This is a genomic window from Sphingomonas elodea ATCC 31461 (genome assembly GCF_000226955.1).
Taxonomy (GTDB): domain Bacteria; phylum Pseudomonadota; class Alphaproteobacteria; order Sphingomonadales; family Sphingomonadaceae; genus Sphingomonas; species Sphingomonas elodea.
In genome coordinates this window covers 40842-59882 of record NZ_AGFU01000003.1, presented here as the reverse complement: position 1 = coordinate 59882, position 19041 = coordinate 40842, and the positions used below count along the sequence as shown (strand labels likewise).

18 protein-coding genes are annotated in these 19041 nt (G+C 69.0%); 3 read left to right on the top strand and 15 right to left on the bottom strand.

All coding sequences use genetic code 11. From position 1 onward, the window contains the following. Positions 1 to 135: 135 nt before the first annotated feature. From nagZ to KK7_RS0101475, 5 genes are all read right to left on the bottom strand, one after another. Positions 136 to 1140, bottom strand: coding sequence for a beta-N-acetylhexosaminidase (gene nagZ / locus KK7_RS0101495; RefSeq protein WP_010542881.1), 1005 nt, complete (start codon positions 1138 to 1140; stop codon positions 136 to 138). Positions 1141 to 1182: 42 nt separating this feature from the next. Then, positions 1183 to 1893: an SPOR domain-containing protein gene (locus KK7_RS0101490; protein ID WP_010542880.1), complete on the bottom strand. Its 711-nt coding sequence runs from the start codon at positions 1891 to 1893 to the stop codon at positions 1183 to 1185. A 5-nt stretch (positions 1894 to 1898) separates the two neighbouring features. Then, on the bottom strand, positions 1899 to 3623 hold the full coding sequence (argS, locus tag KK7_RS0101485) for an arginine--tRNA ligase (RefSeq protein ID WP_010542879.1): 1725 nt from the start codon (positions 3621 to 3623) through the stop codon (positions 1899 to 1901). A 61-nt stretch (positions 3624 to 3684) separates the two neighbouring features. Next, positions 3685 to 4209, bottom strand: a complete 525-nt coding sequence (locus KK7_RS19880; protein ID WP_010542878.1) for a GNAT family N-acetyltransferase — start codon at positions 4207 to 4209, stop codon at positions 3685 to 3687. Next, a complete protein-coding gene (locus KK7_RS0101475) occupies positions 4202 to 4609 on the bottom strand; it encodes a rhodanese-like domain-containing protein (protein ID WP_010542877.1) in 408 nt (135 codons plus the stop codon). Before KK7_RS0101475 ends, KK7_RS19880 begins: the two co-directional genes overlap by 8 nt. A gap of 84 nt (positions 4610 to 4693) precedes the next feature. Between KK7_RS0101475 and ftrA the strand changes: the two genes are divergently transcribed. Then, positions 4694 to 5680 carry a transcriptional regulator FtrA gene (gene ftrA, locus KK7_RS0101470; RefSeq protein WP_010542876.1) on the top strand — a complete coding sequence of 329 codons (987 nt, stop codon included), beginning with the start codon at positions 4694 to 4696 and terminating at the stop codon, positions 5678 to 5680. Between the two features lie 12 nt (positions 5681 to 5692). Here ftrA and KK7_RS0101465 read toward each other — a convergent pair whose 3' ends face one another. Together KK7_RS0101465 and KK7_RS0101460 are read right to left on the bottom strand one after the other, a co-directional pair. Further along, positions 5693 to 6844 (bottom strand): DUF1501 domain-containing protein, encoded by a 1152-nt coding sequence (locus KK7_RS0101465; RefSeq protein ID WP_029622604.1) that lies wholly within the window; start codon positions 6842 to 6844, stop codon positions 5693 to 5695. Between the two features lie 7 nt (positions 6845 to 6851). Then, positions 6852 to 8312, bottom strand: coding sequence for a DUF1800 domain-containing protein (locus KK7_RS0101460; protein ID WP_010542874.1), 1461 nt, complete (start codon positions 8310 to 8312; stop codon positions 6852 to 6854). 248 nt (positions 8313 to 8560) lie between these two features. Here KK7_RS0101460 and KK7_RS0101455 point away from each other — a divergent pair, with 248 nt between their 5' ends. Continuing rightward, positions 8561 to 8842 carry a hypothetical protein gene (locus KK7_RS0101455; protein ID WP_010542873.1) on the top strand — a complete coding sequence of 94 codons (282 nt, stop codon included), beginning with the start codon at positions 8561 to 8563 and terminating at the stop codon, positions 8840 to 8842. Between the two features lie 95 nt (positions 8843 to 8937). Here KK7_RS0101455 and KK7_RS0101450 read toward each other — a convergent pair whose 3' ends face one another. Beyond that, on the bottom strand, positions 8938 to 9198 hold the full coding sequence (locus KK7_RS0101450) for a hypothetical protein (RefSeq protein WP_010542872.1): 261 nt from the start codon (positions 9196 to 9198) through the stop codon (positions 8938 to 8940). 258 nt (positions 9199 to 9456) lie between these two features. On the opposite strand from KK7_RS0101450, the gene KK7_RS0101445 reads away from it, so the two are divergent. Beyond that, complete coding sequence (locus KK7_RS0101445) at positions 9457 to 10272, top strand: TorF family putative porin (RefSeq protein ID WP_010542871.1); 816 nt, start codon at positions 9457 to 9459, stop codon at positions 10270 to 10272. A 39-nt stretch (positions 10273 to 10311) separates the two neighbouring features. Here the strand turns inward: KK7_RS0101445 and KK7_RS0101440 are convergent, their stop codons facing one another. The 7 genes from KK7_RS0101440 to murB form a co-directional block, all read right to left on the bottom strand. Continuing rightward, complete coding sequence (locus KK7_RS0101440; RefSeq protein WP_083836018.1) at positions 10312 to 11478, bottom strand: deoxyguanosinetriphosphate triphosphohydrolase; 1167 nt, start codon at positions 11476 to 11478, stop codon at positions 10312 to 10314. Positions 11479 to 11518: 40 nt separating this feature from the next. Beyond that, the gene (locus KK7_RS0101435; protein ID WP_010542869.1) at positions 11519 to 13300 is read right to left on the bottom strand and encodes an SPOR domain-containing protein; all 1782 of its coding nucleotides are present in this window, start codon (positions 13298 to 13300) and stop codon (positions 11519 to 11521) included. Between the two features lie 87 nt (positions 13301 to 13387). Next, on the bottom strand, positions 13388 to 14860 hold the full coding sequence (ftsZ, locus tag KK7_RS0101430; RefSeq protein WP_010542868.1) for a cell division protein FtsZ: 1473 nt from the start codon (positions 14858 to 14860) through the stop codon (positions 13388 to 13390). Positions 14861 to 14969: 109 nt separating this feature from the next. Continuing rightward, positions 14970 to 16232 (bottom strand): cell division protein FtsA, encoded by a 1263-nt coding sequence (gene ftsA / locus KK7_RS0101425; RefSeq protein ID WP_010542867.1) that lies wholly within the window; start codon positions 16230 to 16232, stop codon positions 14970 to 14972. Further along, complete coding sequence (locus KK7_RS0101420; RefSeq protein WP_010542866.1) at positions 16232 to 17206, bottom strand: cell division protein FtsQ/DivIB; 975 nt, start codon at positions 17204 to 17206, stop codon at positions 16232 to 16234. The genes ftsA and KK7_RS0101420 overlap by 1 nt, the downstream gene beginning before the upstream one ends. Then, on the bottom strand, positions 17203 to 18123 hold the full coding sequence (locus KK7_RS0101415) for a D-alanine--D-alanine ligase (protein ID WP_010542865.1): 921 nt from the start codon (positions 18121 to 18123) through the stop codon (positions 17203 to 17205). Before KK7_RS0101415 ends, KK7_RS0101420 begins: the two co-directional genes overlap by 4 nt. Next, a complete protein-coding gene (gene murB, locus KK7_RS0101410) occupies positions 18116 to 19012 on the bottom strand; it encodes a UDP-N-acetylmuramate dehydrogenase (protein ID WP_010542864.1) in 897 nt (298 codons plus the stop codon). The genes KK7_RS0101415 and murB overlap by 8 nt, the downstream gene beginning before the upstream one ends. Between the last annotated feature and the right edge of the window lie 29 nt (positions 19013 to 19041).

Sequence of the window (19041 nt, the reverse complement as noted above, 5' to 3'; positions counted from 1 at the left end):
GCAGCGCCTGAACAGCGCGGGGCGCTGTTCACCTGATGCGGGGTCGGGGTGGGGCGGTGTCTCGCAGAGACAAACGAACGTTCTGGAATCCCTCCACCCCAACCCCTCCTCCAAGGAGGAGGGGCTTAAGTGAGGTCAGCTCAACGCCAGCAGTGCATCCCGCTTGGCCAGCAGCTCGGCAAGCGGCACGTCCTCCGCCTCGCCCACCGACGCCATCGCCCGCGCCAGCCGCTCCAGGCAATGCGCCGGCGCGTCCGGGATGCGGGATACGATCTCCTCCATCTCCGGCATCCGCGCCCAGCAATCGAGCACCACGTCGCAGCCCGCCGCCAGCGCCCGCTCGGCCTTTTCGCCAGCGGTGCCCGAAAGCGCCTTCATGTCGATATCGTCGGTGAACAGCAGCCCGTCAAAACCAATCTTGCCCCGGATGATCTCGCGGATGACCGTCGGCGAGAGCGTCGCGGGCTGTTCGGCATCCCATGCCTCGAACACGATATGCGCGGTCATGCCCATCGGCGCGGAGGCAAGCCGCTGGAACGGCAGCAGGTCGGCCTCCAGTTCCTCCGCGCTCGCCTTCACCCGCGGCAGTTCGAGATGGCTGTCGACCATCGCCCGGCCATGCCCCGGCATATGCTTGATCACGCCCACCACGCCGCCGCGATGCAGCCCGTCGAGCAGTGCCCGGCCCAGCGCCGCCACCCGCATCGGATCGCGCCCGAACGCCCGGTCGCCGATCGCAGGCGTGCCGCCCTCTACGGCCACGTCGAGCAGCGGCGCACAGTCCACCGTCACCCCCGCCTCGCGCAGGATGGCGGCAAGCGCCTGGCCGTTCGCCCGCGCCGCCTCGATCGCGGAGATCGGCGCGCGCTCGTACAATGCATCGAACGCCGCGCCGGCGGGAAAAGCCGGCCAGACCGGCGGCTGCATCCGCGCCACGCGGCCGCCTTCCTGATCGATCAGGATCGGCAGGTCGCCCCGCCCGCTCAAGCTCCGAAGCGCGTCAGTAAGCGCGCGCATCTGCGCGGGATCCACGCAGTTGCGCTTGAACAGGATGTAGCCGAGCGGATCGGCCTCACGGAAAAAGGCGCGTTCGTCGTCGGTGAGCGAAGGGCCGGACAGGCCGAAGATCACGGGCTTCATGCGCGGCAGGCCTAGCCGATTGGGCCCTCCCCGCAAGCCCCTTCAGCTCGCGACGAAGCAGTTCTCGCCAGCCACCTTCAGCTTGCCGCAGATCTCGCGCGCCTGCCCGTTGCTGCCGGCGTTGACGCGCAGGCGATAGACGGTCTTGCCGTCCTCGGTGGCGAAGGGGATCACCAGCTTGCCGAGCGGGGCCAGATAGGCGAACCGCTTGGACATCCGCGCCCAGGCCGCATTGGCGACGCCCTCGCTGGGGAAGGCGCCGAGCTGCACCAGCGCGCCCGATCCTTCACCGCCGCCGCTGGCCACTGGCTTGGGGCTCGGCGTTGCGCGGATCAGCGTCGGCGCCGGCAGCGCGATCGTCGCGCTGCTGCTCGCCTTGGGCGCATTGGCCGGACTCTTCTGCGGCTTCTGCCCCTCCACCGGCGCCTCCGGCAACGCGCCGACATTGATGCCGGCGTCGCTCGGCCCGCCCTGGCTGGTGCGGAAGACGATGTCGCCTTCCCCGTCCACGCGCATCCCACCCGGCTGATCCGGCCGCACCTTGTACGGCTCGGCCGGCGCCGCGATCAGCGCGCCATCGCCGTCGCGCGACGCCCGGTGCTTGAGCCAGTAATAAACGCCGCCCGCCGCTCCCAGCACGAGCAGCGCGAGCAGCACCGTGACGAACACGCGGCCCTGCCGCGGCTCCTCATAGGCCTCCTCCACGGTCTCCAGCCAGGGGAGCCGCTCGCTGTCATCGTACCGGCCGGCCATCGCCCTCACATCTCCTCGACCGCCTCCACGCCCATCAGCGCGAGGCCGTTGCGGATGACCTGCTGGATCGAGCGGCCGAGGAACAGCCGCGCGCGGGTGAGCGCCGGCTGCTCGACCATCAGGAAACGCCGATCGGCAGAGTCGTTGCCTAGATTGTAGAGCGCATGGAACTCGGCCGCGAGATCATAGAGATAGAAGGCGATCCGGTGCGGTTCGCGGGCGCTCGCCGCCGCTTCCACCACGCGCGGGAACTGCGCGGCGAGCTTGGCCACGGCCAGCTCGCGGCCGTCGAGCAGCGACAGGTCCGCGGGCTCGTCCAGGCTGATCCCCGCCTCGGCCGCGCGGCGATGCACCGATGCGACGCGGGCATGGGCGTATTGCACGTAGAAGACCGGGTTTTCCTTGGACGTCTCCAGCACCTTGGCGAAGTCGAAGTCCATCTGGGCATCGGCCTTGCGGGTGAGCATGGTGAAGCGCACCACGTCCTTGCCCACTTCGCGCACCACATCCGCGAGCGTCACGAAATTGCCCGCGCGCTTGGACATCTTCACCGGCTCGCCGGCGCGCAGCAGGCGGACCATCTGGACCAGCTTGACGTCGAAGCGGGTCTTGCCCCCGGTCAGCGCCTGCACCGCCGCGACGATCCGCTTCACCGTGCCGGCATGGTCGGCGCCCCAGATGTCGATCAGCTGGTCGGCCGACTGCGCCTTCTGGAAGTGATAGGCGAGATCGGCGCCGAAATAGGTCCACTGGCCGTTCGACTTCTTGATCGGGCGATCCTGATCATCGCCGAACTGGGTCGAGCGGAACAGCGGCAGCTCCACCGGCTCCCAATCCTCGGGCGTCTCGCCCTTGGGGGCTTCCAGCACGCCGTCATAGACGAGGCCACGCTCGCGCAGCCATGCCTCGGCTTGCTCGGGCTTGCCGGCTGCCTGCAGCTCGGCCTCGGACGAGAACAGGTCGTGATGGATGCCGAGCAGCGCCAGATCGTCCTTGATCATGACGAGCATCGCCGCGACCGCGGTCTTGCGGAACAGCGCCAGCCAGTCGCTCTCGGGCGCGGACACGTACTTGTCACCGAACTCGGCGGCGAGCTGCGCCCCGACCGGCTTCAGATAGTCGCCCGGATAGAGCCCTTCGGGGATCTCGATCGTCGCGCCCAGCGCCTCGCGGTAGCGTAAGTGCGCCGAGCGGGCGAGCACGTCGACCTGGCCGCCCGCATCGTTGACATAATATTCGCGGATCACCTTGTGGCCGACATATTCGAGCAGGCTCGCCAGCGCATCGCCCACCACCGCGCCGCGGCAATGGCCCATGTGCATGGGACCGGTCGGGTTGGCCGAGACATATTCGATATTGACCGTCGTCCCCGCGCCCAGCGACGAGCGGCCATAATCGGCACCCGCCTGCAGGATCGCGGCGACTTCGCCGCGCCAGCTGTCCTCGGTCAGCGTCAGGTTGATGAAGCCGGGGCCGGCGACCGACACGGCGGCGACCTCGTCCAGCTTCTGCAGCTCGGCGACCAGCTTCTCGGCAAGCGCGCGCGGATTGGTGCCGGCGGGCTTGGCGAGCACCATCGCGGCATTGGTGGCGAGATCGCCATGGCTCGGATCGCGCGGCGGCTCGACCGTGATCGCGCGTCGCTCCAGCCCGCCGGGCAGATCGCCGGCGAGGACGAGCGCATCCAGGGCCAGATTCAGATGCGCGGCGAAACGAGCATAGAGCGTCATTGAGCAATCCAATGGGGAATGGGAGCGGCGGCTGTAGCGCAGTGGCGTGGCGCCGTCATCCCTATTGGGAGTGTGGGGGCGGGACGGCAAGGCCTGCGGTTTCGCCAAGCTGGTCCGCGCGGAGGCGGAATCGCATCTTCGGCAGGGCCGTCGCGCCTTCGCGGCGATAGAAGCGTATCGCCTGTGCGTTCCAGTCCGGGGTTTGCCATTGCAGTTCGTCGACGCCAAGCTGCCGCGCATGACGACGCACCGTCTCCAGCAGCGCCGATCCAACTCCCGCGCCGCGCGCCTGGGCATCGACGAACAGGCAGTCGAGGTGCAGGAAGCGCCGGCACGCCCAGGTCGAGAAGTCGAGCGTTGCGGCGGCATAGCCGATCGGCACATGGTCCTGTTCCGCAATCCAGGCCAGCAGCAGCGGCGGTCGCTGGTCCAGCGCGGATCGGAGCGCGTCGATGGCGACCGTCGCCACACCGCCTTCATAGGCGGCATGGCGCTCGATCAAGGGCCGCATCGCCGCTGCGTCGCATCCGCGGGCGGGCCGAATCTGCACCCCGCCCACTTGCGTCGCGCCGCCGCGTTCAGGCATCGGACTGGCCGCTTTCCAGCGCGAAGCCTTCGTCGATCCAGCCGGTGATCCCGCCGGTCATGATCTTCACCGGCCGCGACAGCCTCGCCAGCCGCAACGCCCCCCGCGCGGCGCCGTTGCAGTGCGGCCCGGCGCAGTAGGTCACGAACAGCGTGTCGGCCGGCCAGTGCGCCAGCTTGGACGCAATGATCTTGCCGTGCGGAAGGTTGATCGCCCCGGGCACATGCCCTTTCGCGAACATCTCCGGCCCGCGCACGTCGAGGAGCACGAAACCGGGCTCCGGGCGGGACAGAGCATCGTGCACGTCCCAGCAATCGGTCTCGAAGCGGAAGCTGTCGGAAAAATGCGCTTCGGCCTGGGGCGACGGCGCGGCGGCAATGCTGGTGACCGGGTTAGACATGGCGTTCTCCTGTGGATGAGGCCGCCTTGTGTCGCAGATACCCTGGGGTGGCTATCGGCAGAATTGCCGTTTATCGTAAGTATCATGCCACCCGGTACCGCACCCAACCGCCTGGTCGTCGCGCTCGCCTATGACGGCCTCTGCACGTTCGAATTCGGCATCACCGCCGAGATTTTCGGACTTGCCCGGCCCGAGATGGGCGCGGACTGGTATCGCTTTGCGACCTGCACCGAACGCCCGGGCAGGCTCTCGACCAATGCAGGCTTGTCGGTGCAGGTCGACACGGGGCTGGAGACGCTGGCCGCCGCCGGAACAATCGTCATCCCTGGCTGGCGCGCCGACGGCGAGGCCCCGTCGCGCGACCTGCTGGACACCCTGATTGCCGCCCATCGGCGCGGTGCCCGGCTGGTATCGATTTGTTCTGGGGCGTTCCTGCTCGCGGCAACCGGGCTGCTCGACGGCCGCCGTGCGACGACGCACTGGCGATATGCCGACCGGCTGCAGGCCAGGCATCCGGCGGTTCTCGTCGATGCCGACACGCTCTATGCCGGCGACGATCGTGTTTTCACCTCCGCAGGTTCGGCGGCGGGGATCGACCTTCTGCTCCATCTGGTCCGCCTCGACTTCGGACCGGACGCCGCCAACAGCGTGGCGCGACGACTGGTGGTTGCGTCGCACCGCAGCGGCGGCCAGGCGCAGTTCATCGAGCGCCCGGTCCTTACAAGCCCGAACAGCCCGCTCCAGAGCCTTCTCGACCAGTTGCGACGCGATCCCAGCCGATCCTGGACGATCGGACAGATGGCGCGGGTCGCAGCCATGAGCGAGCGGACACTGGCACGACGTTTTCAGGAGGAAATTGGAGACAGCCCGATGGCGTGGCTTATCAAGCAGCGGATCGCGCTGGCCCGCGACCTTCTCGAAACCACGAGCCAGCCGATGGAGCGTATCGCCGAACGGACAGGCCTTGGAACGGCGACCAACCTGCGACTGCACTTCACGGCGCAGCTCGGGATCCCGCCGAACCTCTACCGCAAGCAATTCCGTCGTACAGACACCGTCGCCGCTGCATAGGCACAATAGCCCCTACCCCCGCACCAACCCCTCCATCCCCGCCGCCATGGTCATCGCCGGGAACAGCGCCTTCGCCGTCCCCGCCGGGGCCAGCCCGAAATGCCGCGAAACCGCGCTCGCAATCAGCACATCCAGCGCGGTCGTTGGCTTCAGATCGCGCCCCTCATACAGCGCCGCGTCGCCCAGCCCCGGCCAGTCGGCCTGGACCCGGCCGCCCTGCACCGCGCCGCCGAGCAGCATCGCGACCGATCCGGTGCCGTGATCGGTGCCGCCGGTGCCGTTGGCCTTCACCGTCCGGCCGAACTCGGTCGCCACTACCACCAGCGTATTGTCCCAATGCGCCCCCAGCCCGGTCTTGAGCGCGGCGACCATCGCGTCGAGGCCCTTGAGCTGATTGCCCAGCCGCCCGCGCTGGCCCGAATGCGTGTCCCAGCCGCCGGTCTCGATCATCGCGATCCGCGCGCCGCCGGGGGCGACAAGCAGCTTGGCCGCCAGCGTGCCGGTGTCCGCGGCGCGCTTGCCGCCGTCGCTGCCGAGGTCGCCGGTTAGCATCCGCGTTGCCATCGCCTCCTGCCAGAGCGGGTGGAGTTGGCGGTCGCCTTCGTACATCGCGGTCACCCGCGCGAGCAGGTCGTCCGAGGCGTCGGGCAGCGAGGAGGGCGCATAGCTCGCCACCTCCACCGGGCCGCGCAGCGCCATCGGCACGGTCGCGGCGAGCGCGATCGCCTTGTCCCCGGCGGGCAGCAGCCGCAGCAGCCGGTTCATCCAGCCGTCCTTGAGCTGATAGGCCGAGACGCCGCCGGTCTCGAGCACGTTCTGCCCGTCGAAATGCGAGCGGTCGCGATAGGGCGAGGCGACAGCATGGACGAACAGCGCCTGCTTGGCCTGGTAGAGCCCGAGCGTGCTCGCCATCGCCGGGTGCAGCGCAAACATGTCGTCCAGCCTGGGGGCGCTGGCGAAATCGCCGGCAAGGTCGCCGCGCGCGCCGGCATAGGCCGGGTCGCCCACCGGGGCTACGATGCCGAGACCGTCGGCCGCCCCCCGCTGAATGATGAAGACGAAGCGGCGCTCGGTCGGCGCGGCGGCAAGGGCCATGCGCCCGCCCAGCGGCGAGACGAGCAACGCGGTGGCGCCGGCGGCGAGCAATTGACGACGATGCAGCATCATGACCCTATCTCCGCAGGAACTCGGGCGCGACCAGCATGAGCGCGACCCCCTGGCTGTTGCTTTCCGCCCGCGCGATCGCCTGGGCCGTTGTGGGGCTGAGCGCATCGGGGAACATCTCCGCGGCGCGGGCGCGCGGATCGATCTGGTCGCGGGTGCGCTGGGCCATCCGCTCGGCAGCCTCGACCCGGCGCAGCACCGCATCGGGCCCGGCCCACGCCCCGGCGACATCATCCCACCCCGCCGGCGAGCCCGGCTTCCATACCGGCTGGCCAAGCTGGACCATCAACCCCGGCACCGCATTCGGCTGCAACTGTTCGGTGCCGACCGCGCGCATGGCGGAGATCGACCATTCCCAGGGCGACTTGAACTTGACCGCCCCGGGCGTCCAGCATTCGGGGGCGGCGATAAGGGCGCGGTAGAGGCTGGGCAGATCGCCCCCGGTCTTGCGGAAATTCGCCTCCAGCCGCGCGACCAGCTTGGGCGGCGGATCGTCACCGGCAAAGTGGCGGGCGAGCTTGGTGGCGATGTGCCTCGCGGTCGCCGGATGGGTGGCGAGATGGTCGAGCACCGCGGCCGCCTGCGCCTCGCCCTGCTGGCTCCACTGCCTGCCGAGAATCGTACGGGAGCCCGGCTCGTGCATCGCCTCGGCGAAGACGAAGTCGCCCTGCCGCCCGGTGGCGCCGGTGAACTTCGCCACCGGCCCGCGACCGAAGCCCGCGACGGTCCAGCCGGTCATCGCCCGCGCGAACTCGGTGACGTCGGCCTGGCTGTAGCCGGTGCGCACGCCCAGCGTGTGCAGTTCCAGAATCTCGCGGGCGAGGTTCTCGTTGAGGCCCAGGTTGCGGCGTGCATTGGGGCGATTGCCCGCGCGCACCGCCAGCGGGCTGTTCGGCCCCACCGATACCGCCTGGTCGAGAAAGAGCAGCATCGCCGGGTGGCGCTCGACCGCGAACAGCATGTCGCGGAAGCTGCCCATCACATGCGGGCGGATCGCCTCGAACTCGAACGCCCCGGCGAGGTTGGTCACCTCCATCTTGTCGCCCGAGACGGCGAAGTGATTGGCCCAGAAGTGCACGAGCCGCTCGGCGAAGGGCGCAGGCGACTGAATCGCGGCGAGCGCGCGGGCGGTGACCGCGCCGTTGTACAGGTCGCGGCTCTGCTGGTTGAACTGCCTGCGCAGCGCGTCGACCGGATCATCACCGGCCTGCACCATCGGCGGCGGCGCCATTGCGCTCGGGGGAGCGGGCGGCGGCCCGGCAGCGCGCTTCAGCTGCACGAACCGCTCGCGATAGTCGGCAAACGCCGCGACGAGCGTGCCGCTCGCCGGCTGCCCCGCCAGCACCGGCGGCGCGGCGACGTAGCGGGCAAGCTGCTGATCGAGCCAGGCGCGCGGATCGCCGCCGGGGTCCTCACCGGGGCGGGCGCCCAGGCCAAAGCGGTTCAACGCGATACTCTTGTCCGCCATCGGCGAAACCTCCGCTGGGATGGAGGTGCTTCTACGCCCCAGCTGTCGCAGAAGTTTGCCAGCGGCAACGCTTCGTCGCATCCGCCAACGGCTCGTCCCACGCCGTTACACTTGCAAAACGTGCATGCATGACCCCCGGCTTTTGCGATTGTCGAATCTGCTGCAGCGCAACATTTTGTCTACAAAGATCGTAAGAACATAAGAAGGATGCCGATCTGGCTCTTTTGGACCCACGAAGGAGAAAGATCGTGACCCGTTTCACCATCGCCCTTGCCGCTACCCTGTTCGCTGCCGCTCCCGCTTTCGCCGCCGACGAAGCCGCCACCCGCAGCTTCACCCGTGACGGCGTGACCTATGTCTACACCTCGACGCCGAAGGGCGATGCGCGGGTGCTGGACGGCGTCGCCAAGCCCGGCAACCAGAAGTTCCACCTCGTCGTCCGCAACGGCTGGGTCGACGGCAATGCCGCCGGTACCCGCGTGTCGTTCCGCGTGCCCAAGGCGACCAAGGTGCAGGTCGCGTCGCGCTGAGCGACGCCCCACCGGCTCCCCGGAAATGAAGGACCCCGCGGCTGCCTAGGCAACCGCGGGGTTTTCCGTTCTGGGGGGACGGAAACTGAAAAAGGTTAGTCGCTGGCGCCCGTGATCGCGCTGCCGCTGCGGCGCGCTTCGTCGGTCGGCGCCTTGTGGACCCGAAGGTGCTGGTGCTTGCCGGCCTGGTGATGCGCCTGGGCGGCTTCGACCTTGTGGCCCTTCATCCGCCAAGCAACGACCTGGTTCTTGCCCGCCGGCGCCCACACCCGTTCATGGGTCTCGTGGAGCGACTGCGCCGCAGCCGGTGCGGCGATCAGCGTCGCTGAAAGCATCGCAATGGTGGCAAGCTTCACGGCGGCGGTCCTTATGGTTGCGGCATCTCTCCTGCCGCGATCCCTACCCGCCCGCTTTTTCCTCAGACTTGCGCCGCTGTAACGAAACATGTCGCACCACCGCGGCAGAGGCCAGCAACACTTTCTTACATTTTTGCCAAGAAATGGCCATGCTGCACCGCGAAGATGATTTTCGGAACGGCAGGGTAGTCCATTGAGAACTGCTCGCTGCACCGCCGCAGGCTGGGACTTTCACTCGCAACCGAGAGGGAATGTTCCATGAAGACCCGTCTTGTCGCCGCAGCCCTGCTCGGCCTGTCCTCTCCCGCTTTCGCGCAGGAAACCGAGGCGCCCAAGTCGATCACTGTTTCCGGCAGCGTCGCGCTCGTATCCGACTATCGTTTCCGCGGGGTCTCGCAGAGCGACAAGGAAATGGCCGTGCAGGGTGGTCTTACCGCCACGCATGAAAGCGGCCTCTACGCCTCGGTCTGGGGCTCCAACCTTGCCGGCTGGGGTACGTTCGGCGGCTCCAACATGGAGCTGGATCTGGTAGGCGGGTACAAGCTGCCGATCGGCGGCGGCGCCGCGCTCGACGTGGGCGTCACCTGGTACATGTATCCGGGCGGCGCCTCCAAGACCGACTTCGCCGAGCCCTACGCGAAAGTCAGCGGCAGCATCGGCCCCGTCTCGGCGCTGGCCGGCGTCGCCTATGCCCCGCCGCAGCAGGCACTCGGCAACTGGAGCAACACGCCCGAGAGCAAGGCCGGCGACAAGAAGCACAATCTCTATCTGTGGACCGATGTGAGCACCGCGGTGCCGAAGACGCCGATCACGCTCAAGGCGCATCTCGGCTATTCGGACGGCAACCCGGGCCTCGGCCCCAACGGCACGAGCGTCGCGCCGACCGGCAGCTACGCCGACTGGCTGATTGGCGCCGACCTGGCGCTCGGCAAGGTAGTGCTCGGCGTCGCCTATGTCGATACCAGCATCACCAAGCGCGAAAGCGCGTACCTGCTCCCCAACTTCTCGAGCACCAAGGACGGATCGAGCATCTCCGGCAGCCAGGTCGTGTTCTCCCTGAGCGCCGCGTTCTGAGACAAGTCCCAGGTTCTAATCCTCCCCCGCGGGGGAGGATTAGAACTCCTCGGGAAGGTCGATCGTCCCGCACAGTTCGCGGTAGCGAGCGATCGCATAACGGTCGGTCATGCCGGCGATGAAGTCGGCGATGTGGCGGCTGCGCCACGGCTCGTCGCCCGGAAGCGCCTCGCGCCACTCCCACGGCAGCAGCGCCGGATCGGCCACATAGGCCGAGAACAGCCCCGACACCACCTGCTGCGCCGAGTCGGCCGCCGCCAGTTGGCTGGGATGGTGGTAGAGGTTCGCATACATGAACCGCTTCAGCCCGCGCTCGGCATCTCGCATCGCGGGCGAGAACCCAGCCAGACAGCGCCCCGCGCGCCGCACGTCCTCGGCAGTCTCCACGCCGGACTCGACGATCCGTGCCTTGGTCTCGGCAATGAAGTCGTTGACCATCGATCCGATCTGCGAACGGATCAGCTCGCCGGTCAGCCGCTTGGCGCTCACGCCGGGGAAGCGCGCCTCCACGTCGGCCCATGCCGACGCGATCATCGGCACCGCCATGATCTGATCGAGCGTCAGCAGCCCGGCGCGCAGGCCATCGTCGATGTCGTGATTGTCATAGGCGATGTCGTCGGCGATCGCCGCGACCTGCGCCTCCAGCGAGGGCCAGCTGTCCAGCTCCAGCGGGAATTCCGCGTCGGCGGCGGCCAGCGCCCATTGCGGCTCGTGGATCGGCCCATTGTGCTTGGCCAGCCCTTCCAGCGTGTCCCAGGTAAGGTTCAGCCCGTTCCACGACGGGTAGGGACTGTCGAGCAGGGTCAGCGTGCGCAGCGTCTGGCCGTTATGGTCGAAGCCCCCCTTCCCCGCCAGCGCCGCCTCCAGCGCATCCTCGCCGGCATGGCCGAACGGCGGATGGCCGATGTCATGGGCGAGGCACAGCGCCTCGGTCAGGTCCTCGTTCAGCCCCAACGCGCGGGCGATGGCGCGGCCGATCTGAGCGACTTCCAGGCTGTGGGTAAGCCGCACGCGGAAATGGTCGCCATCGGGCGCCAGAAACACCTGCGTCTTGTGGCGCAGGCGACGGAAGCTGATCGAGTGGATGATGCGATCGCGGTCACGCTGGAACGCGTCGCGGGGACCGCGCGCGCCTCCGCCCGCTTCGGGATGCAGGCGGCCGCGGGTATCGCCGGGCATACAGGCCCAGGAGGAAAGCTGTTTCACGCGCCCGCCCCTAGCCGAGCCTGCCGCCCATGTCGAAGGGTCAGGGTACGATCTTGGTCACCTTCTGACCGGCCTCGCTGGTCACGGCGAAGGCGGAGACGCCCTCCCCCGCCAGCTTGTTGACGAAGGCCTGCGCCTCGGCGCTGGTCTTGAACGGGCCGGTGACGATGCGATTGGTCGCCTTGAACGGCATCCACCAGCCGCCCCGCGCCCTGAGCAGCTTGGGCGACTTGGCCGCGACGCTCTTCCAGGCGCGGTCGACGGTCGATTCGTTCGCGCCGCTCGCCACCTGCACCCAGACCCGCTCGGGATCGGTCTTCTTCGGATCGGGCTTTTTCGGCTCGCCCTTCTTGCCCTTGGCGGTCTTGGCGCCGGCGAGTTCCTCGCACTGGCCCTTCCTGGCCCCGGGCTTGCAAGACTTGCCGGGCTTGACGTCGGCCTCTTCCTCGGCCTTGGCGCCCTTTTTCGGCGGCACCTTGGCGAGCTTCGTATCGGCCTCGTCCTCCGGCTTCGCCCCCTTCTTTAGTGGTGCCTTGGCAGGTTTGGCGTCCGCTGCGTCCTCGATCTTCGCAGCTTTCTTGAGCAGAGGCTTGGCAAGCGCCGCCGCTTCTTCCTCCACCGGCTTGGGTTGGGGCTGGGGCTGGGGCTTGGGACGGGCACGATAGGTATCGATCCAGGGCGGAAGCGCCACCGGCTTGGCCGCCGCCTCGCGCTCGCTCGCCGGCACGTCGACCCGGGCGATGATCGAGGCGAGTGCCGAATCCTCGGCACCTACCCGCCGCGGCTGCGGCGCGGGCTGCACCGGCGCCGGCTGCGGCGCGGGGCGTGCGACAGGCGAAGCGGGCGTTACCGGCATGGCCGCGCTCGTCACCGGTCGGGCAAGCGGCGCCACATCGGCGCGCGCCACCTGCGCCGGCGCGGGGGTCGGGGTGGGCAGCGTGGGCCGGGCACGCGGATCCTCGCGAACCGGGACGGCTGCGGACTTTACCGGCTGGGCCTGCGCCATCTGCACCGGCAGCGGACCGCTATAGGCGGGCAGCGACGGCGCCAGCCGCGCATCGGCAAGCCGCGCCGGCGTAGGCGAAAGCCCGCCGAAATGGACGGCGAAGGCGCGATCGGCGGGCGGCAGCATCGCCATGCGGCGGAAGAAGGGCAGCAAATTCTTGCCCGCCGCTCCGGGCATCATCGTGTCGGCAATCTTCTCCGCACCCGCCAGATCACCGTTCATCGCCAGGATGAAGGCGCGCGCGCGCCATGCCGGACGGTCCTGCGCGCGCAGCAGCGCATCCAGCTCGCGCTCCGCCTCGACGCGGTTGCCGCTGATGCCGAGCGACAGCGCATAGCGTCGCACCAGTTCGTCCTCGCGCCGGGTTGCCAGCGCCAGCTTGTAGTCGCGCTGGGCAAGCAGCGGCTGGCCAAGCAGGTCATAAGCGAAGCCGCGATCGGCGGCGAACTCGCGTACATCGACGCCCTGCGCTTCCGCCCGCTGGAACAGCCGCAGCGCCTCGCCGGGGCGCTCCTGCCGCACCAGCACCGCGGCGCGATTGCTGGCGATGCGCGGGTTGCTCGGCTCGGTGCTCTCGGCCCGCTGGAGCAGCGCCAGCGCGCCGGACAGGTCGCCCAGCCGCGTGCTCAGCCGCGCCGCCGCCAGCAGCGCCTCCACGTCGCGCGGATTCTCGGCGAGCACCCGCATCTGCGTGGCGAGCGCATCCGCATCCGGGTTATGCGCTTGGACGACTTCGCCCTGCGCCAGCGCCGGAGACGCGCCAAGGAGAAGCGCCGACGCGAGCGCGCCGATGCCGAGATGTTTCTTGCTGATCATGCTGGCCACATTGCTGGCACAGCGGCGCTGAACCGCCGCTGAAAAAGCGACGGGTGGCCGGCGAACCGTGCCACCCGTGCGCCGATCTTACTGGTTGTTCTGGCTGCGCAGGAAGCGCGGGATATCCAACGGATCCTTGTCCTCTTCCTCGGCCGGCTTGCTGCCGCGCGAGGCCGAGGCCATGCGCTCGAACAGCGTGCCGCCGGTCTTGGGGCGCGGACGGCTATCCGTGTCCTCGTCACCGCCGGTCAGCCAGCGACGACGGCCGGCCGGGGCCTCCGGTGCGGGCGCGGGCGCCGGGGTAGGCGCAGGCGTCGGGACCAGCGCCTCGGTGCCGAGCAGCAGCTCGTCCGACGGCGGGGCCGGTGGGGTCGGCTCAGGAACGGGCGCGGTCGCAACGGGCTCGGGCGCGGCGATGACCGGCGCCGGCGCTTCCTCGATCACGGGCGGCGGCGCGACCGGCTCGGGCGCAGCGGCGATCGGCGCGGGCGCGGCAACCGGCTCCGGCGCGGACGTCGCCGCGGTGGTGCGGCGCGGGGTGGAGAAGGAGAAGACGCGCGGCTGTTCGGCCGGGGCGGCCGGGCGGTTCTCGACATTCGCGTCGATGCCGGTGGCGACCACCGACACGCGGATGCGGCCTTCCAGCTCCGGGTTGAACGCCGAACCCCAGATGATGTTCGCGTCCGGATCGACCAGTTCGCGGATATGGTTCGCGGCCTCGTCCACCTCGAGCAGGCGCATGTCCTCGCCGCCGGTGATCGAGACGATCACGCCCTTGGCGCCGTTCATGCTCACGCCGTCCAGCAGCGGGTTGGCGATCGCCTTCTGGGCGGCGATCAGCGCGCGGTCGTCGCCGTCCGCCTCGCCGGTGCCCATCATCGCCTTGCCCATCTCCTGCATCACCGAACGGACGTCGGCGAAGTCGAGGTTGATCAGGCCGGGCATCACCATCAGGTCGGTGATGCCGCGCACACCCTGCTGCAGCACCTCGTCGGCCATCTCGAACGCTTCCTTGAAGGTCGTGTTCGCATTGGCGATCAGGAAGAGATTCTGGTTGGGGATGACGATCAGGGTGTCGACGTACTTCTGCAGTTCCTCGATGCCCGCCTCGGCCGATTGCGCGCGGCGCTTGCCTTCGAAGGCGAACGGCTTGGTGACGACGCCCACCGTCAGGATGCCCATGTCGCGCGCCGCCTTGGCGATCACCGGTGCCGCACCCGTGCCGGTGCCGCCGCCCATGCCGGCGGCGATGAAGCACATGTGCGCGCCTTCGAGCGACTGCTGGACCTGCTCGATCGTCTCCTCGGCCGCCGCACGGCCGATTTCGGGCCGCGAGCCCGCGCCCAGGCCCTGCGTGATCTTCGCGCCCAGCTGAATGCGCTGCGGCGCAACCGACTGCTTCAGCGCCTGCGCATCGGTGTTGGCGACCAGGAACTCGACCCCCTGCACCTCCGCGCGGATCATGTTGGCGATGGCATTGCCGCCCGCCCCGCCCACGCCGATCACGGCGATCTTCGGCGTCAGCTCGTCCACGTCGGGCGGAAGGAAATCGATACTCATTCTATGGTCTCCCTGGCGGCGCACTCTCGACGCTGCACCGCCTGATAATCTGTGATGCACGAACCGAAGCGACGACTCTAGTGAGTATCACCCCGCCGGACGCTTTTCCTTAATAATTCGCCCGGAACGCAGCGATCAACCGCTGGAACAGTGCGCCCGGGCTCGCCCGCGTGACGAGTTGGTGCCGGCTGGGCTCCAGCGTGCGCAGGTCGATCGGGTCCGCCGCGGCGAACTGGGTGAGTCCCGCCAGCGTCGAAAAGGCCGGGCCGGCATGCGCGGTGGGCATCGCGAGCAGCCCGCGCGGCCGCCCCACGCGCACCGCATTGCCCAGCGCCTGCTGCGCGTAATCGGCGATCCCCGCCAGTTCGGCGCCGCCGCCGGTCAGTACGATCTGGCGCCCCACCGGGTCCTGGAAGTTGAGCTTCTTCAGCTCCTTGCTGATTTCCGCGATCAGCCGCTCCAGCCGCTGGCGGATCACGGTGTTGAGCGCGGCCTTGGTGATCCGCGGCCCTTCCAGTCCCTCCTCGGTGGTGGCCGGCACCACGTCGATCGTCTCGCGATTGTCGCGCGGGGAAAGATTGGCCGAGCCGTGGAAGCATTTGGTCCGCTCCGCCCAGGCGCGCGCGGTGCCGAAGGCGGCGGCGATGTCGTCGGTAATGTCGGCAGACCCCATCGGGATCGACGCCAGCCCGGCCAGCACGCCTTGCGCGAAAACGGACACGTTGGTCACGCCCGCGCCGATCTCGACCAGCGCAACGCCCAGCTCGCGTTCTTCCTCGGTGAGGCAGGCCAGCCCGGTCGCCACCGGCGCCGCGATGATCGAGCGGACCTCCAAATGCGCCGAGCGAACGCACAGGTCGAGGTTGCGCACCGGCGAGCCCTCGGTGGTGACGACGTGCACGTCGACGCCCAGCCGATCGGCATGCAGCCCCAGCGGCCGCTTGACGCCGCCCAGCCCGTCCACCGTGTAGCGCGTCGGCTGCGCGTGCAGCACCATCCGGCCCTGCGGATCGATCGCGCCGCGCCCAGCCTTCAGCAGATCGTCAATGTCCGCCTGCTCGACGCGGTGACCGCCCAGATCCGCCTCGACCTTGACCACGCTGGAGACCAGCCCGCCCGCCGAGAAGCTGACCCAGACATCCTCGATGTTGAACCCAGCGATCCGCTCGGCCTGCTCCACCGCCTCGCGGATCGCGATTTCGGTAGCGTGCATGTCGGCGACATAGCCGCGCTTCACGCCGCGGCTCTCGCGCTGACCGGTGCCGAGCACGATCAGATTGCCCTCGTCCGTGCGCTGCGCGATCAGCGCCGAGACCTTCGACGATCCCACGTCGAGCGCGGTGATCAACCCCTCGGGTGCTACCTTAGCCATCAGCCTTCCCCCGTGCCGGTACCCGCCGGCGGCGTCGTTGTGGGCGTTGTCGTCGTCGGAACGCTCGGCGCTGCCGGCGCCGTGGAAACCGGCGGCGGCGGCTCGACCACGCCCTGCCTGCGCACAACCAACTTGTTTGCGACGCGCATGTCAAATCCGACATAGCCGCGGCCGAGCAGGCGCTGTGTCGCGTCGATCGATACGAACTTGCGGAGCGCCCCGACCGCTTCGTCCTCGCCTTCCGGCAGCTGCAGCTTCTCGCCCGAGGTGAAATACACGTCCCAGCGGCGATTGCCGACCCAGCTCATCGCCTTGACCAGCGGCTTGAGGCTCGGCTGCGTCTCCAGTAGATGCTTGCGCGCAGCCTCCTGCGTGTTGGCGCCCTCACCGATCAGCAGCGGCAGATCGGGCATCGCCTCGGGCGAGACAGGCTCCAGCGCGACACCCGTGGGGTCGATCAGCATCAGCTGACCATGGTTCTGCCAGACCGCGGCGGGGGCGCGTTCCTCGATCGCGATGTGCAGCGTCGAGGGCAGCCGGCGCGAGACGCGGGCATCCTTCACCCAGGGGAAGGTCAGCAGCTTGGCGCGGACCTCGGCCAGATCGACCAGCGGCATCGCCCGCGAATTCTGGTCGAGGACCTGGTCATAGACGGTCGCGCGATCCATCCGCTTCAATCCGTCGATCTGGATTTCGTCCACCTTGAGGCCGGCATCGCCGACCGCCTGCGCGAAGCCGATCCCGATCATCTGCGGCACACCGGCGAGAATGCCGATCGTCAGCACCACCGCGCCGACCGTGCCGACGATGCTCCACGTCGTGAGCTTGTGCAGCGTCTCCGGGCTGAGCGGGATGCCTGCGATCGCCTGGTCGAGCACGCCCGCCCGCTGCGGCCGGCGCGCGGTACCGCGCGGCTTCGGCTTCTCGCCGCGCCGGGTGGTCGCGCGCTGCGCTTGGGCGGGCCTGCGGCTCACAATGCCTCCTCGACGATCCGTTGGACCAGACTAGCATAGTCGATGCCGAGATGGCGCGCCTGTTCGGGCACCAGGCTGAGCGGGGTCATGCCGGGCTGGGTGTTGACCTCGAGCAGAAACAGCCCGTCGACGCCTTGCGTGTCGTCCCAGCGGAAATCGGCACGCGAGGCGCCCTTGCAGCCGAGCAGCCGGTGCGCGTCGAGCGCGATCCGCTTGCAGGCTTCCGCCACATCGTCGGGGATCTGCGCCGGGAAGACATGCTCGGTCAGGCCGTCGGTGTATTTGGACTCATAGTCGTAGAAGCCGCTTTTGGGCTTCAATTCGGTCACGCCCAGCGCCTGGTCGCCCAGCACCGCGGTGGTCAGCTCGCGCCCGCGGATGAACGGCTCGGCGAGCAGTTCGTCGAATTCCTGCCAGGGGCCGCGCGCCTGCGGGTCGATCGGGTTGCCGACATTGCTCTCGGCGGTGACGATCGCCACGCCCACCGACGAGCCTTCGTTGACCGGCTTGAGCACATAAGGACGGGGCAGCGGGTCCTGCCGGTACAGCTCCTCGCGCGACACCATCCGCCCGCCGGGCATCGGGATGCCGTGCGGCACCAGCGCCTGCTTGGTCAGCTGTTTGTCGATCGCGATGACCGAGGTGACCATGCCGGAGTGGGTGTAGCGGATGCCCATCAGGTCGAGCATGCCCTGCACGCTGCCATCCTCGCCCGGCGTGCCGTGGAGCGCGTTGAACACCACGTCCGGCTTGGCCTCGGCGAGGCGCGCGGCGAGGTTCCGGTCCATGTCGATCCGGGTAACGCGGTGTCCGAGGCTCTCCAGCGCATCCGCGACGCCGTTCCCCGACATCAGCGACACCTCGCGCTCGGCCGACCAGCCGCCCATCAGCACGGCGATGTGAAGAGGTTCAGTCATGCCGCGCAATACCCACTCGCTGAATTTCCCATTCCAGTTCCACGCCCGACTGCGCCTTGACCCGCGCGCGGACATCCTCGCCCAGTGCCTCGATATCGGCGCTGGTCGCCTCGCCCAGGTTGAGGAGGAAGTTGCAATGCTTCTCGCTCACCTGCGCGTCGCCGCGGCGCAGGCCCCGGCAGCCGGCCGCATCGACCAGCGCCCAGGCCTTGTGCCCTTCCGGGTTCTTGAAGGTCGAGCCGCCGGTCTTCGAGCGCAGCGGCTGCGATTCCTCGCGCGCGGCGGCGATGCGGTCCATCTCGGCCTGAATGTCCTCCGAGGCCTTGGGGAAGCCGCGAAAGGTGGCGCTGACCACGATCGCACCCTCGGGCAGGCTGCTGTGTCGATAGGTATAGCCGAGATCGGCATTGGCCAGCACGCGCCGCTCGCCCGAGCGGAGCACGACCTCGCAGTCGACCAGAATGTCGCAGGTCTCGCGGCCATAAGCGCCGCCGTTCATCCGCACGAAGCCGCCGACCGTGCCGGGGATCGAGCGCAGGAACTCGATGCCGCCGATACCCCAGTCCCGCGCCTTGGAGGAGACGAGGATGCCCGAGGCGCCGCCGCCACAGCGCAGGGTAGTATCGTCGAGCTGCTCGACCGCGGCGAAGGCCTTGCCGAGGCGGATCACCACGCCCGGCACCCCGCCGTCGCGGACGATCATGTTCGAGCCGAGGCCGAGGCCCATTACCGGGGTGGCGGGATCGAGCGCGGCGAGGAAGGCGGCTAGGTCGTCGGCATCGGCGGGCTCGAACAGCCACTCCGCCGCACCGCCGCTCTTGAACCACACCAGCGGCGCAAGCGGAGCGTTCGGCGTAAGTTTGCCGCGAACGGGGGGCATGTCCGACATCAAAGCCCCTCCCCTTCAGGGGAGGGGTT

What these genes read in the sequence shown, in the direction of transcription:
- nagZ (WP_010542881.1), bottom strand. Translation starts at nt 1,140, where the DNA reads ATGAAGCCCGTGATCTTCGGCCTGTCCGGCCCTTCGCTCACCGACGAC.
- KK7_RS0101490 (WP_010542880.1), bottom strand. Translation starts at nt 1,893, where the DNA reads ATGGCCGGCCGGTACGATGACAGCGAGCGGCTCCCCTGGCTGGAGACC.
- argS (WP_010542879.1), bottom strand. Translation starts at nt 3,623, where the DNA reads ATGACGCTCTATGCTCGTTTCGCCGCGCATCTGAATCTGGCCCTGGAT.
- KK7_RS19880 (WP_010542878.1), bottom strand. Translation starts at nt 4,209, where the DNA reads ATGCCTGAACGCGGCGGCGCGACGCAAGTGGGCGGGGTGCAGATTCGG.
- KK7_RS0101475 (WP_010542877.1), bottom strand. Translation starts at nt 4,609, where the DNA reads ATGTCTAACCCGGTCACCAGCATTGCCGCCGCGCCGTCGCCCCAGGCC.
- ftrA (WP_010542876.1), top strand. Translation starts at nt 4,694, where the DNA reads ATGCCACCCGGTACCGCACCCAACCGCCTGGTCGTCGCGCTCGCCTAT.
- KK7_RS0101465 (WP_029622604.1), bottom strand. Translation starts at nt 6,844, where the DNA reads ATGCTGCATCGTCGTCAATTGCTCGCCGCCGGCGCCACCGCGTTGCTC.
- KK7_RS0101460 (WP_010542874.1), bottom strand. Translation starts at nt 8,312, where the DNA reads ATGGCGGACAAGAGTATCGCGTTGAACCGCTTTGGCCTGGGCGCCCGC.
- KK7_RS0101445 (WP_010542871.1), top strand. Translation starts at nt 9,457, where the DNA reads ATGAAGACCCGTCTTGTCGCCGCAGCCCTGCTCGGCCTGTCCTCTCCC.
- KK7_RS0101435 (WP_010542869.1), bottom strand. Translation starts at nt 13,300, where the DNA reads ATGATCAGCAAGAAACATCTCGGCATCGGCGCGCTCGCGTCGGCGCTT.
- ftsZ (WP_010542868.1), bottom strand. Translation starts at nt 14,860, where the DNA reads ATGAGTATCGATTTCCTTCCGCCCGACGTGGACGAGCTGACGCCGAAG.
- ftsA (WP_010542867.1), bottom strand. Translation starts at nt 16,232, where the DNA reads ATGGCTAAGGTAGCACCCGAGGGGTTGATCACCGCGCTCGACGTGGGA.
- KK7_RS0101415 (WP_010542865.1), bottom strand. Translation starts at nt 18,123, where the DNA reads ATGACTGAACCTCTTCACATCGCCGTGCTGATGGGCGGCTGGTCGGCC.
- murB (WP_010542864.1), bottom strand. Translation starts at nt 19,012, where the DNA reads ATGTCGGACATGCCCCCCGTTCGCGGCAAACTTACGCCGAACGCTCCG.